The organism is Streptomyces harbinensis (genome assembly GCF_900116145.1).
In the GTDB taxonomy this organism is placed as follows: Bacteria; Actinomycetota; Actinomycetes; order Streptomycetales; family Streptomycetaceae; genus Streptomyces; species Streptomyces carpaticus.
This window is the reverse complement of sequence record NZ_FPAB01000001.1, coordinates 226,436-239,101: the sequence shown is the minus strand read 5'-3', so window position 1 is coordinate 239,101 and position 12,666 is coordinate 226,436. Positions and strand designations below refer to the sequence as shown.

General features: G+C 72.9%; 13 protein-coding genes. 10 read left to right on the top strand and 3 right to left on the bottom strand.

The genetic code is table 11. The features are described from left to right. Positions 1–166: 166 nt before the first annotated feature. Positions 167–1,486, top strand: a complete 1,320-nt coding sequence (phoR, locus tag BM385_RS01165; RefSeq protein WP_019431777.1) for a two-component system sensor histidine kinase PhoR — start codon at positions 167–169, stop codon at positions 1,484–1,486. Positions 1,487–1,491: 5 nt separating this feature from the next. Beyond that, positions 1,492–2,163, top strand: a complete 672-nt coding sequence (gene phoP / locus BM385_RS01160; RefSeq protein WP_019431776.1) for a two-component system response regulator PhoP — start codon at positions 1,492–1,494, stop codon at positions 2,161–2,163. 79 nt (positions 2,164–2,242) lie between these two features. On the opposite strand, the gene BM385_RS01155 is transcribed toward phoP, so the two are convergent. Beyond that, positions 2,243–2,989, bottom strand: a complete 747-nt coding sequence (locus tag BM385_RS01155) for a DUF461 domain-containing protein (RefSeq protein ID WP_175542890.1) — start codon at positions 2,987–2,989, stop codon at positions 2,243–2,245. A 494-nt stretch (positions 2,990–3,483) separates the two neighbouring features. On the opposite strand from BM385_RS01155, the gene BM385_RS01150 reads away from it, so the two are divergent. From BM385_RS01150 to BM385_RS01115, 8 genes are all read left to right on the top strand, one after another. Beyond that, positions 3,484–3,966 carry a CarD family transcriptional regulator gene (locus BM385_RS01150; RefSeq protein WP_026047088.1) on the top strand — a complete coding sequence of 161 codons (483 nt, stop codon included), beginning with the start codon at positions 3,484–3,486 and terminating at the stop codon, positions 3,964–3,966. Positions 3,967–4,278: 312 nt separating this feature from the next. Continuing rightward, positions 4,279–5,043 (top strand): 2-C-methyl-D-erythritol 4-phosphate cytidylyltransferase, encoded by a 765-nt coding sequence (gene ispD / locus BM385_RS01145; protein WP_093841895.1) that lies wholly within the window; start codon positions 4,279–4,281, stop codon positions 5,041–5,043. After that, on the top strand, positions 5,033–5,536 hold the full coding sequence (ispF, locus tag BM385_RS01140) for a 2-C-methyl-D-erythritol 2,4-cyclodiphosphate synthase (RefSeq protein ID WP_019431772.1): 504 nt from the start codon (positions 5,033–5,035) through the stop codon (positions 5,534–5,536). Before ispD ends, ispF begins: the two co-directional genes overlap by 11 nt. A gap of 93 nt (positions 5,537–5,629) precedes the next feature. Further along, a complete protein-coding gene (locus BM385_RS01135) occupies positions 5,630–6,034 on the top strand; it encodes a PPOX class F420-dependent oxidoreductase (RefSeq protein WP_019431771.1) in 405 nt (134 codons plus the stop codon). Between the two features lie 116 nt (positions 6,035–6,150). Next, a complete protein-coding gene (cysS, locus tag BM385_RS01130) occupies positions 6,151–7,542 on the top strand; it encodes a cysteine--tRNA ligase (RefSeq protein ID WP_019431770.1) in 1,392 nt (463 codons plus the stop codon). Positions 7,543–7,594: 52 nt separating this feature from the next. Then, positions 7,595–8,533 (top strand): 23S rRNA (guanosine(2251)-2'-O)-methyltransferase RlmB, encoded by a 939-nt coding sequence (rlmB, locus tag BM385_RS01125; protein ID WP_093841894.1) that lies wholly within the window; start codon positions 7,595–7,597, stop codon positions 8,531–8,533. 104 nt (positions 8,534–8,637) lie between these two features. Continuing rightward, positions 8,638–10,173 carry a DoxX family protein gene (locus BM385_RS01120; protein ID WP_093841893.1) on the top strand — a complete coding sequence of 512 codons (1,536 nt, stop codon included), beginning with the start codon at positions 8,638–8,640 and terminating at the stop codon, positions 10,171–10,173. Positions 10,174–10,354: 181 nt separating this feature from the next. Further along, complete coding sequence (locus BM385_RS01115; protein WP_093841892.1) at positions 10,355–11,344, top strand: alpha/beta fold hydrolase; 990 nt, start codon at positions 10,355–10,357, stop codon at positions 11,342–11,344. A 39-nt stretch (positions 11,345–11,383) separates the two neighbouring features. Here BM385_RS01115 and BM385_RS01110 read toward each other — a convergent pair whose 3' ends face one another. Both BM385_RS01110 and BM385_RS01105 read right to left on the bottom strand, forming a co-directional pair. Then, a complete protein-coding gene (locus BM385_RS01110) occupies positions 11,384–12,112 on the bottom strand; it encodes a nucleotidyltransferase family protein (protein ID WP_026047086.1) in 729 nt (242 codons plus the stop codon). A gap of 60 nt (positions 12,113–12,172) precedes the next feature. Continuing rightward, complete coding sequence (locus BM385_RS01105; protein WP_026047085.1) at positions 12,173–12,622, bottom strand: hypothetical protein; 450 nt, start codon at positions 12,620–12,622, stop codon at positions 12,173–12,175. Positions 12,623–12,666 lie beyond the last annotated feature (44 nt).

Below are 12,666 nucleotides of genomic sequence, written 5' to 3'. Positions count from 1 at the left end.
CGGCCGTTGCCTGCTGTCTCCCGTGCCACACTCCGCCCGCAAGACGGCCGGTCCGACCCCGCAGAGTGAACCGTGACTGTCGGGAAGGTGAACACTCGCGGGACTGCCGACGAGCATCTTCATCCATCCCTGTGGTCCACGGTCAAGCCCCGCATAACCTGAGGATATGGACGTGAACGCGGCGGTGGCCGCAGTGGCCGCGATCGCCGGGCTCAGTACCGGCGTGGTCGCCATGCTGGCCTTCCGCATCAGTGAGCGCGAGCGTACGCGCCCACCGCGCGGCGCCCACCCGGCCCCCGAGATCCCTGCCCTGCCACCCGGCGTGGACACGGTGCTCTCCGTGCTGCGCTCCTCCGCCGTCGTCATCGACGAGTCGGACGCCGTCCTCAAGGCCAGCTCGGCGGCGTACGCCCTCGGCCTGGTGCGCGGCGGCCGGCTCGCCGTCGAACCGATGCTCGCCATGGCCCGGCAGACCCGCCGCGACGGCGAGATCCGCCAGGTCGAGCTGGAGGTCCCGCAGCGGCCCGGCAAGAACCTGGGCCGCCCCGACGTGCTCGCCGTCTCCGCCCGCTCCGCGCCGCTGGGCTCCCGCCTGGTGCTGCTGCTGGTGGAGGACCTCACCGAGGCCCGCCGCATCGAGGCGGTCCGGCGTGACTTCGTCGCCAACGTCAGCCACGAGCTGAAGACCCCGGCCGGGGCGCTCTCGCTGCTCTCCGAGGCGGTACGGGACGCCGCCGACGACCCCGAGGCCGTCACCCGCTTCGCCGGCCGGATGCAGAACGAGGCCACCCGCCTCACCAACCTCGTCCAGGAGCTGATCGACCTCTCCCGGGTGCAGGACGACGACCCGCTCACCCACGCCGAGCTGGTCCCGGTGGACGAACTGGTCACCGAGGCCATGGACCGCTGCCGCCAGCAGGCCGGCACCAAGCGGATCACCATGGCCTCCGGCGGCACCGCCGGGCTGGCCGTCTGGGGCAACCGTGGCAAGCTGGCCGCCGCGCTCGGCAACCTCGTCGAGAACGCCGTCAACTACAGCCCGCCGCACACCCGGGTCGCCATCGCCGGTGCCCGCACCACCTCCCGGCAGGGCGATCTGATCGAGATCTCCGTGACCGACCAGGGCATCGGCATCCCCGACAGCGACAAGGAGCGCATCTTCGAACGCTTCTACCGGGTGGACCCCGCCCGCTCCCGTGCCACCGGTGGTACGGGCCTGGGGCTCTCGATCGTCAAACACGTGGCCGCCTCGCACGGCGGGGAGGTCCTGGTGTGGAGCGCCGAAGGACAGGGCTCCACCTTCACCCTGCGGCTGCCGGAACCCGGCAGCGCACAAGAGCGCCTCCAGGCCCGCACGGCCGCCCGCGAGGGCAGCCGGGGCCTGTCCGGCACCCTGCACAAACCGGCAGAGTTCCCCGCCCCCGCGGCGGGGGAGGAGCCGGCAGCCACCCGCACCAACGATCCTGCCCGGGAGGCACTCCCGTGACCCGAGTGCTCGTCGTAGAGGACGAGGAGTCGTTCAGCGACGCTCTGTCGTACATGCTCCGCAAGGAAGGCTTCGAGGTCGCCACCGCGGCCACGGGCCCCGATGGGCTGGATGAGTTCGAGCGCAACGGCGCCGACCTGGTCCTGCTCGACCTCATGCTGCCGGGGCTGCCCGGCACCGAGGTCTGCCGCCAGCTGCGCGGCCGGTCCAATGTCCCGGTGATCATGGTGACCGCCAAGGACAGCGAGATCGACAAGGTCGTCGGCCTGGAGATAGGGGCCGACGACTACGTCACCAAGCCGTTCTCGTCCCGCGAGCTGGTGGCGCGCATCCGCGCGGTGCTGCGCCGGCGCGGCGAGTCGGAGGAGGAGAGCCCGGCCGCCCTGGAGGCCGGTCCGGTCCGGATGGACGTCGACCGCCATGTGGTGACCGTCGACGGCCGGAAGGTGGATCTTCCGCTGAAGGAGTTCGACCTGCTGGCGATGCTGCTGCGCAACGCCGGCCGCGTCCTCACCCGGATGCAGCTGATCGACCGGGTGTGGGGCGCCGACTACGTCGGGGACACCAAGACCCTGGACGTGCACGTCAAGCGGCTGCGGGCGAAGATCGAGCCCGACCCGGGGGCCCCGCGCTATCTGGTGACGGTCCGCGGGCTCGGCTACAAGTTCGAGCCCTGATCCCCGGGGGATCGCGCATACGGCGGCGGGGCGCTCCCGAGGGGGCGCCCCGCCGCCGTGCGTGCTGCTCGCGTGCCGGTTACGGGGCGGTGACCCCGGTGGTGTTCTCGTCGTTCTCGACGCTGTCGCCGGCGGCCTGGTCCTCGCTGCCGGACTCCTCGTCCGCGGCGGAGCCGTCCTCGCCCTCGGGGGCGCCGGCACCGTTGGCGGCGTCGTCGCTCTGCTCGCCGTCCGCCTGCTCGCCGTCCTGCTGGTCCGCGTCCGCGTCGGCCTCCGAGCCGGGCTCCTCGTCCGCCGGCAGGGCGGGCGGGGTCGGGCCCCAGTCGGCGTAGTAGGCCCAGTTGGCCTCGGCGGGCACCACGGTGGCGGCCAGCTCGATGGCGCCGGTGTCGCTGAGCAGGAAGACGATCTCCTGCGCGTTGCCGAGGGCGATCTGCGCGGCGGCCGGGTCGGCGATGAAGGCGGAGGCGTTGCCCTCGCCGCCCAGCGCCACCGAGCCGCGCGCCGGCACCACGACCTCGCTCTCGCCCTCGGCCGGGGTCAGCTCGACCACCACGTCGGAGCCGGGCAGGGTGATGGACTCCAGCACCTGCGGCTGCGTGCCCTCGTTGAACACCCGCGCGCTCACTCCGGCCGGACCTTCGGGGCCGTCGGGGAGGATCACGTTGACGTTCTGGACCTTGATGTCGTCGACGTGCGCGGACGCGTTGTCGGGCTTGATCTGCTGGGTCTCGGCTTCGAGGCCCGCCCCACAGGCGCTGAGCGCAACGGCGGTCGAAAACGCGAAGACGGCGGCGACGGCGCCGCGTCGAAGGCTGCTGCTCACGGCGGCGGCATCTCCTCGGACGAGCTTCGGCGGACCGGCCTGGTCGTCCGGTCCGGATGATCGAAATCAGCGCCCCAAGCCTACCGACCGCCCTCGCGGGGCCCGCACCCGCCCCGCCCGCCGGCCGCGACCGGCCGCCGGAGTGAATCCGGTCATGATCCAGGTATGAATGTGAAGGGGGATCACGGGAGTGTTACGGGAGAATGTGCTGATCAATTCTTCGAGCTGCGAGACTGTGCCCGAACGCATTCTTCCAACTGTGACAAAACGGACACCTTTCCTGTCCTTCGCGAAGTTCTTTCCGTATCGGACGGCATTGTTCAAGGGGCGCGAAACACCGCTCCCACCTGCGGATACCCGCCCCAGCGCACCTCCCGCAGCATGCCGGTGGCGCGCTTGTCAACCCCCGAGATATGGCCTGACCTGCGAAAACGTCATTCAGAAGGGTGCCGGGCCGTGTTACCCTGGAAAGCCACGGAAGGGGTACCTGTCACATGACGTTCAAGGTTGGCGACACCGTGGTCTATCCCCATCACGGGGCCGCGTTGATCGAGGCTATCGAAACTCGCCAGATTAAAGGCGAGGACAAGCTCTACTTGGTTCTGAAGGTCGCCCAGGGCGACCTCGAAGTACGCGTACCGGCCGACAATGCCGAACTCGTCGGTGTGCGCGATGTCGTGGGGCAGGAAGGTCTGGACCGGGTCTTCGAGGTGCTGCGCGCGCCGTACGCCGAAGAGCCCACCAACTGGTCCCGCCGCTACAAGGCGAATCTGGAGAAGCTCGCCTCCGGTGACGTCATCAAGGTCGCCGAGGTCGTCCGCGACCTGTGGCGCCGTGAGCGCGAGCGCGGCCTCTCCGCAGGTGAGAAGCGCATGCTGGCCAAGGCCCGGCAGATTCTCGTCAGCGAACTGGCACTCGCCGAGAGCACCAACGAGGACAAGGCCGAAAGCCTCCTCGACGAGGTCCTCGCGTCCTGACCGTCACCCCGGTCCGTACCCCCTGACTCTCGGACCTCCGCCCCCGGACATCGCGGGACATCGCAGATCTCCGGACGACCGAGCACCAGGGCCGGCTTGCCCCAGCGCCCGAAGGCATGACACGTGCCGAACGGGCGCTGCGGCATGTACGGCACCGGTGCGCCCGCGCCTCGTGCGTGCGCGTCGTTCCCCAAGCGGTGTGCCGGGCGGCGGTTGGCTCGACCGGTGTCACGGAAGGGTCCGATCGGGTGAAGCCCGGCACGCTGTGGCCATACCCACTCCCGCCCTGGAAACAAACCTCTCACGGTGCCAATGTCAGACATCGCCCCCGTCCCCGCCGCCCCGCACACCGCCGTCATCATCCCCGCCGCGGGCCGCGGCGTGCGGCTCGGGCCCGGGATTCCCAAGGCCCTGCGGCTGCTGAACGGGGTACCGATCCTCGTCCACGCCGTCCGCGCCATGGCCGCCGCCCGCTCCGTCGCCACGGTGATCGTGGTGGCCCCGCCCGATGGCGCCGAGGGCGTACGCGCCCTGCTCGACGAGCATCCGCTTCCGCGCCCCGTCGCCCTCCATGTCGTCCCCGGCGGCACCACCCGCCAGGAATCGGTGCGCCTGGGCCTGGCCGCCCTGCCCGCCGACGCCGATGTGGTGCTCGTCCACGACGCCGCCCGCCCGCTCGTCCCGGTCGACACCACCGAGGCGGTGGCCGCCGCCGTCCGCGACGGCGCGCCCGCCGTCGTCCCGGCGCTGCCCGTCACCGACACCATCAAGCAGATCGCCGCCCCGGCCCGCGAGGGGGAGCCCGTGCCCGTCACCGGCACCCCCGACCGCGCGCTGCTGCGCGCCGTCCAGACCCCGCAGGGCTTCGCCCCCGACGCCCTGCTGGACGCCCACCGGCGGCTGGCCGGGCTGGGCGGGGAAGAGGGCGCGACCGACGACGCCGGGATGGTTGAACGCCTCGGACTGCCCGTGGTGCTCGTCCCCGGACACGAAGAGGCGTTCAAGGTCACCCGCCCGCTCGATCTCGTCCTCGCCGAGGCCGTGCTCGCCCGCAGAAGGATCACCGATGGCTACTGACCCCTTCCCCGGCTTCCCCGGCCTCCCCAGGACCGGCATCGGCACCGATGTGCACCCCTTCGAGGAGGGCCGCGAACTGTGGTGCGCCGGACTCCACTGGCCCGGCGCCGGAGCCGGGCTCGCCGGCGACTCCGACGGTGACGTCGCCGCGCACGCCGCCTGCGACGCGCTGTTCTCCGCCGCCGGCGTCGGCGACCTCGGCGCCCACTTCGGCACCGGCCGCCCCGAGTGGGCCGGCGCCTCCGGGGTGCGGCTGCTGGGTGAGGCGGCCCGCATCGTGCGCGCCGAGGGCTTCACCATCGGCAACGTGGCCGTCCAGGTCATCGGCGTGCGCCCCAAGATCGGCACCCGCCGGGACGAGGCCCAGCGGGCGCTGTCCGAGGCGGCCGGCGCCCCGGTCTCCGTCTCCGGCACCACCACCGACGGGCTCGGCCTCACCGGACGCGGCGAGGGCCTGGCCGCGATCGCCACGGCGCTGCTTTTCGCCCGCTGATCCGCCCCACCGGGCCGGACCGGGACTACGGTGGACGCCGCGCGGCGTTTCCTGTCCCGCCGAGCAACTCCCGTACCAGGCAAAGGAGCCAACGTGGCAGCGGAACTCTCCGACCAGCTCAAGGACATCCTCGACGGCCCGGTCTTCGTCACCATCGCCACCATCCAGCCCGACGGCAGCCCCCAGCTGTCCCCGGTCTGGGTCGCCCGGGACGGTGACGACGTACTCATCTCCACCACCGTCGGCCGGCAGAAGGAGAAGAACCTGCGCCGCGACCCCCGGGTCACCGTGCAGGTCCAGCCGTTCGACAACCCCTACACGTACGCCGAGATCCGCGGCACCGCCACCCTCACCACCGAGGGCGGCCAGGAGCTGATCGACCAGCTCTCCGTGAAGTACACGGGCAAGCCGTACGCCGAGTTCAACCCCGCCGCCGGCGAGGACGCCGAGCGGGTGGTCGTGCGGGTCACCGCCCGCAAGGTCGTCGGCCGGGTGTGAGCCGCCCCCCGGGCCACCCGCACGCGTAACGATCCCCGCCACCCGTACGCGTAACGATCCCCCTCGCCCCGCGCCGACCGGCGCGGGGCGAGCCGTGCGCCTACTACTCTGGACGCGTGACTCTTCGCCTGTACGACACCGACGCCCGGCAGATCCGTGATTTCACCCCGCTCGTCCCCGGGTGCGTCTCGATCTACCTGTGTGGCGCCACCGTGCAGGCCGCACCGCACATCGGTCACATCCGCTCCGGCCTCAACTTCGACATCATGCGCCGCTGGTTCGGCTACCGGGGCTACGACGTCACCTTCGTCCGCAATGTGACGGACATCGACGACAAGATCATCGCCAAGAGCGCCGAGTCCGGTGTGCCCTGGTGGGCGATCGGCTACGCCAACGAGCGGGCGTTCAACAACGCCTACGACGCGCTCGGCTGCCTGCCGCCCACCTACGAGCCGCGCGCCACCGGCCACATCCCGGAGATGACCGAGATGATGCGGGTGCTGATCGGCAAGGGCCACGCCTACGCGGCGGACGGCAACGTCTACTTCGACGTGCGCAGCTTCCCCGGCTACCTCGGCCTCTCCAACCAGGACCTGGACCAGTTGCTCCAGCCCTCCGGCGAGGGCGAGACGGGCAAGCGCGACCCGCGCGACTTCGCCATGTGGAAGGCCGCCAAGCCGGGCGAGCCCAGCTGGGACACCCCGTGGGGCCGGGGCCGGCCCGGCTGGCACCTGGAGTGCTCGGCCATGGTGCACAAGTACCTCGGCTCCGCCTTCGACATCCACGGCGGCGGCATCGACCTGGTCTTCCCGCACCACGAGAACGAGATCGCCCAGTCCCGGGCGTACGGCGACGCCTTCGCCGCGTACTGGGTGCACAACGCCTGGGTGACCATGAGCGGCGAGAAGATGAGCAAGTCGCTCGGCAACTCGGTGCTGGTGGCGGACATGATCACCCGCTGGCGGCCCATCGTGCTGCGCTACTACCTGGGCACCCCGCACTACCGCTCCACCATCGAGTACAGCGAGGCCGCGCTGGCGGAGGCGGACGCCGCCTTCTCGCGTATCGAGGGCTTCCTGCACCGGGCCGCCGAGCGGATCGGGGAGATCACCCCGGCCGCCGCCGTGCCCGAGGACTTCGCCACCGCGATGGACGAGGACCTGGGCGTCCCGCAGGCCATGGCCGCCGTGCACACCACGGTGCGGCAGGGGAACGCGGCGCTGGCCGAGGGCGACAAGGAGTCGGTCGCTTCGCTGGCCGGGCAGGTCCGTGCGATGCTGGGAGTGCTGGGCATGGATCCGCTGGACGCCGGCTGGCACGGCGGCGGCGACCGGGGCGAGGAGCTGACCGGCACCGTCGACGCGCTGGTGCGGCTGGTGCTCGCGCAGCGTACGGCGGCCCGCGAACGCAAGGACTACGGCACGGCGGACGCCATCCGTGACGAGCTGACCGCCGCCGGGCTGGTCATCGAGGACACCCCCAACGGGCCCCGGTGGGAGCTGGGCTGAGCGCGCCCGGCCCCCCGACCGCCCACAACGGAAGTATCGAGGAACGTAACCCATGGCAGGCAATCCCAACCGCCGCACGTCCAACAAGAAGGGCGCCCAGGTCGGCAGCGGCGGCCAGCGCCGCCGCGCGCTGAAGGGCAAGGGCCCGACCCCGCCCGCCGAGATGCGCAAGGGGCACGCCAAGCAGCGGGCCGCCGCGCTCAAGGCCCGCAAGCAGGGCAACAAGCCGCAGCAGGCCAGGCGCCGTCCCGCCTCCGAGATGGTGGTGGGCCGCAACCCGGTGCTGGAGGCGCTGCGCGAGGGCGTGCCCGCGACCACGCTCTACGTGCAGCAGTTCATCGACAGCGACGACCGGGTCACCGACGCCGTGAAGGTGGCGATGGAGCGCGGCGGCATCCACCTCCTGGAGGCGCCGCGCGCCGAGCTGGACCGGATGACGAACGGGCTCAACCACCAGGGCATCGTGCTCCAGGTGCCGAGCTACGAGTACGCGCACCCGGACGACCTGCCGGCCGGCGCGTACGACGCGCACGAGACGCCGCTGATCGTGGCGCTGGACGGGGTGACCGACCCGCGCAACCTGGGTGCGGTCGTGCGGTCGGTGACGGCGTTCGGCGGGCACGGCGTGGTGGTGCCCGAGCGGCGCGCGGCCGGGATGAGCGCCGGGGCGTGGAAGACGTCGGCCGGTACGGCGGCGCGTACGCCGGTGGCCCGCGCCACCAACCTGACCCGATCGCTCCAGGCGTACCAGAAGGCCGGGCTCCAGGTCGTCGGCCTCGCCGCCGACGGCGAGGCCGAACTCGGCGATCTCGATGTGCTGGACGGCCCGGTGGTGATCGTCATCGGCAGCGAGGGCAAGGGCATGTCGCGCCTGGTCAGCGAGGTGTGCGATGTGCGGGTGCGGATCCCGATGCCGGGTGAGGCGGAGTCGCTGAACGCCGGTGTGGCGGCGGGCATCGTGCTGTACGAGGCGGCCCGCGCGCGGCGCTGAGGCGCGCGGCGGCGCCCATCCCCCGTCACTTGACGGGTACTTGACGGGTCGCGGACACATTCCTCGGGTCAAGGCAGTGTCTTAAACCTCTGTCACTCGGTTAGATGAGTGTGGACACCAGAACACACCGCCCACCCGCTGGGGGGACGCCGCGCGGTTTCTTCGAGGACGAGCAGTCGGTGCTCTCCACGGTGAAGGTGCCGTGCGATCCCGCTCAAGTCATCGTGAACCACGCGAGCTTCCGGGTGGAGCTACCCACCTCGTCGCCCCCCGGCAGGCGTCGCCCCGTCGTGCTCTCCGGAGCGGGCGCCGCCGGTGCGGCGGGCATGAGTTCGCTGCTGGCGACCGCGACCGCCACCGCCGTACGGGAGCGGCCCCGCCCGATCGCCGCCGAGCCGGACGGGCCGGCCACCCAGGTGCTGCCCCGGCTCGACCCCTCGGTCCTCGGCGCGGTGCCGGTGCCGCGCCGCGGCGCCGATGAGACCCAGCTGCTGCCGCCGATCAAGGAGCCGCCCGCGTTCGGCGCGGGCGCCGGGGACGACGGCGACCGGGACGGGCAGCCGGACGGCAGGCCGGTCACCGTCGGGCGCGCGCAGGACGCCCGGCAGGCGTACAAGCCCGACCGCCGGCTCGATCTGGGCGTGGTGCTGCTGCCGCTGCGCTTCCTGCTCGGCTTCCTCGCCATCTCGGCCGGCATGGGCAAGATCACCGACCCGGTGTACTTCGACGGCGGCGAACGCGGCTCGATGGTCACCTGGCTCTCCTCGCTGGAGCCGTGGGCCGTGGCCGCCCCGCTGCACAGCTGGGCGCTGAACCACCCGGTGGCCGCCGGGCTCACCGTCGCCTTCACCCAGATCGTGGTCGGCGTGCTGACCATCTTCGGCCTGTGGCAGCGGTGCGCCGCCGCCATCGGCGCCGCGCTGTCGCTGGCGCTGCTGGTCACGGTGGCCTGGCGCAGCGGCCCCGTCTACGACACCCCCGATCTGATCCTGCTCGCCGCCTGGAGCCCGCTGATCATCGCGGGCGCCCCGGTGTACTCGCTGGACGCGCGGCTGGCGGGCGAGGCGTGGCGCACCCTGGGCCCGCGCGCCCCGCTGAGCGAGCTGCGCCGCCGGGTGCTGCGGCGCGGGGCGATCATGGCCACCGTGCTGATCGGTCTGGCGCTGCTCATCGGCGCGGTGCTGGGCGGCGCGGTCCGCTCCTCGCAGATCGCCCGGCTGCCCGAGCCGGGCGAGCCGCCGCGCAACCACCTGCCCGGCCAGCCGCTGGAGAGTGCGGAGGAGGCCGAGGAGGCGGGCGAGGAGACCGCGGGCGAGACCGAGCCGAGCGCGGGCGTCGGCGGCGCGGACGACCCGGCCGGTGCGGCCGGGGAGGATGCCGCGACGCCGGAGGAGAGTGCCGAGGAGCCGCAGGAGACGGCGGAGGAGGAGCAGCCGCGCAGCGAGCAGACCGTGCCCGCGCCGCAGCCGCCGGCCGCCCCGCCGGCCGCGCCGCCCTCGCAGAGCAGCACCCCCGAGCAGGTTCCGAGCCCGGGTGGCGACGGCGGTGAACCCTCGGCGGAGTCGGACGGCGGCCCCGCCGACGAGGGGGGTGATGGCAATCGCAGCAGCCTGGATCCGATCGGAGGGCTGCTCGGTTAGGCGGCGTCATCGGCAGCGGCGGCTGACCGTCCCCCGCTGACCCCCCCGGCCCCGGTGCGCGCTCCACCCGCACCGGGGCCGGGGCGCGTGTTGCCGGAACGGCAAGGTGTCTTGGCCCGGGCGGGGCCGCGCCGGACGATGATCGGGTCCGAAGAGGGACGACACAGAGGGAGCAGCCACCATGCCGGAACAGCCGACGCAACAGCCGCCGGGCCCCGTCCACCGCACCGTGCCGGTCCAGGGCGGCCGGATCCACTGCGTGGAGCAGGGCAGCGGCCCGCTCGTGCTGCTGGTGCACGGCTTCCCCGAGTCCTGGTACTCCTGGCGCCACCAACTGCCCGTCATCGCCGCCGCCGGCTACCGGGCGGTGGCCGTGGACGTGCGCGGCTACGGCCGTTCCTCCAAGCCGGCGGACGTGGACGCGTACCGCATGCTCGCGCTCGTCGGCGACGCGGTGGGCGTGGTCTCCGCGCTCGGCGAGCGCACCGCCGCCGTCATCGGCCACGACTGGGGCTCCGGGATCGCCGCGCACGCGGCGCTGCTGCGGCCCGACGTCTTCACGGCGGTCGGCATGCTCAGCGTGCCGTACACGCCGCCGGGCGGGCCGCGCCCGAGCGAGGTGTTCGCCGCGATGGGCGGCGAGGAGGAGTTCTACGTCCGCTACTTCCAGCAGCCGGGCCGCGCCGAGGCGGAGATCGAGGCGGACGTACGGGGCTGGCTGGCGGGCTGCTACGCGGGCATGAGCGGCCCCGCCGTCGACCCGGCCCTGTACTTCGTCCCGGCCGGGGCGCGGATGGCGGACCGCTTCCCCTCCGACGGGCCGCCCGCCTGGCTGACCGAGGCCGACCTCGACGTGTACGCCGGGGAGTTCGAGCGCACCGGCTTCGCGGGCGCGCTGAACCGGTACCGCACCATGGACCGGGACTGGGAGGATCTGGCGCCGTGGAACGGCGCGCCGCTCACCCAGCCGTCGCTGTTCATCTGCGGCGCCGCGGACGGGTCCGCCGACTGGCTGTCGGCCGCCATCGACGCCTTCCCCACCACGCTGCCGGGGCTGGTCTCCTCGCATCTTCTGCCGGACACCGGCCACTGGGTGCAGCAGGAACGCCCCGAGGAGGTCGGGGCGTTGCTGGTGGACTGGCTGCGGACGGCGTACCCGGCGCAGCCGTAGGCACGGTGCCGGGCGGGGCGCCCGCGGCCGGCGGCGCGGTCAGCCGCGCGCCTGGTGGGCGTCCAGCTCGCGGGCGGCCTCGGTGAGGTCCTTGGCGGTGTCGATGGCCCGCCAGAACGTGCCCTGCGGCAGGTCGAAGCCCGCCAGCCGGCGGGACCTGGCGAGCCGGGGGAAGGTGGTGCGCTCGTGGTCGCCCCGGTCCGGCAGCAGCGCCGTGAACTCGGGGGCGAAGACGTAGATGCCGGCGTTGACCAGGTACGGGGACGGCGGGGCCTCGATGAAGTCGAGGACGTGACCGAACTCGTCGGTCTCCACCACGCCCCACGGGATGCGCGGCCTGGCCAGCGCCAGCGTCGCGGTGGCGTCCCGCTCGGCGTGGAAGGCGGCCATGTCCCGCAGCGAGAAGCTGGTCCAGATGTCGCCGTTCGTGGCGTACCACGCCTCGTCGGGACGGGGCAGCGCCGCCGCCGCGTACTTCAGCCCGCCGCCGCGGCCGAGCGGCTCGGTCTCCACGACGGTGGACACCCGCAGCGGCAGCTCGGCCTTCTCCAGCCACTCCTGGAGCACTTCGGCGAGATGGCCGCAGGAGATCACGGCGTCGGTGACGCCCTCGGCGGCGAGCCAGCGCAGCTGGTGGCCGATGATCGGCACCCCGGTACCGGGGATCTCCACCATCGCCTTGGGCCGGTCATCGGTGTAGGGCCGCAGCCGGGATCCCTGGCCGCCGGCCAGGACCACCGCCTGCGTGGGCTGCGGGGCAACAGTCATGCTCCGCAGCCTACGGGATCCCTCCGACGGCGCCCCGGGCCGCTCCCCGGGCTCGCGGCGTCACCCCCAGGACGGGCTCAGCTCCATGACGCCCGTCGCGAAGGACGTGTCGCAGACCGGGCGGGCGTGCTGCTGGGCCCGCACCGCGCTGCCGTACTTCTCCACGGCGGCCCGGCCGAGCGCCCGCGCGATGTCCATGCAGTGCTCGGCGAAGGACGGTTCGCGGTCCACGGCCTCCTGGAGGGCGGTGAGCGCGACGCTCGGGTCCTCCTTGCGCAGGGTGGCGACGAGGTGGTCCTGGAGGACCTGCTCGGGTGCCGGGGCGGCCGTCTCCTCGGCCCCCTCGGCCGCGGCGGTGGTGTCCGCCTCGGCGGAGGCCGGCAGCAGCAGCGCCTCGGACGGGGTGGACGCCCAGGGCACCTTGGTGATGGCCATGGTCCCGGAGAGCACCAGGACAACGGGGAGGACAATGGCGAGACTTCTGCCGATGCGGCGAACAGCCAGATTCACTGGTGGTGTCTTCCTCGCGAGACGACGGGTGGATTGGACGGGCC

Bases quoted from the DNA above. Each gene is read 5' to 3' on its own strand.
- ispF (WP_019431772.1), top strand. From the start codon at position 5,033: ATGGCTACTGACCCCTTCCCCGGCTTCCCCGGCCTCCCCAGGACCGGC.
- ispD (WP_093841895.1), top strand. From the start codon at position 4,279: ATGTCAGACATCGCCCCCGTCCCCGCCGCCCCGCACACCGCCGTCATC.
- BM385_RS01115 (WP_093841892.1), top strand. From the start codon at position 10,355: ATGCCGGAACAGCCGACGCAACAGCCGCCGGGCCCCGTCCACCGCACC.
- BM385_RS01120 (WP_093841893.1), top strand. From the start codon at position 8,638: ATGAGTGTGGACACCAGAACACACCGCCCACCCGCTGGGGGGACGCCG.
- phoR (WP_019431777.1), top strand. From the start codon at position 167: ATGGACGTGAACGCGGCGGTGGCCGCAGTGGCCGCGATCGCCGGGCTC.
- BM385_RS01110 (WP_026047086.1), bottom strand. From the start codon at position 12,112: ATGACTGTTGCCCCGCAGCCCACGCAGGCGGTGGTCCTGGCCGGCGGC.
- rlmB (WP_093841894.1), top strand. From the start codon at position 7,595: ATGGCAGGCAATCCCAACCGCCGCACGTCCAACAAGAAGGGCGCCCAG.
- BM385_RS01150 (WP_026047088.1), top strand. From the start codon at position 3,484: ATGACGTTCAAGGTTGGCGACACCGTGGTCTATCCCCATCACGGGGCC.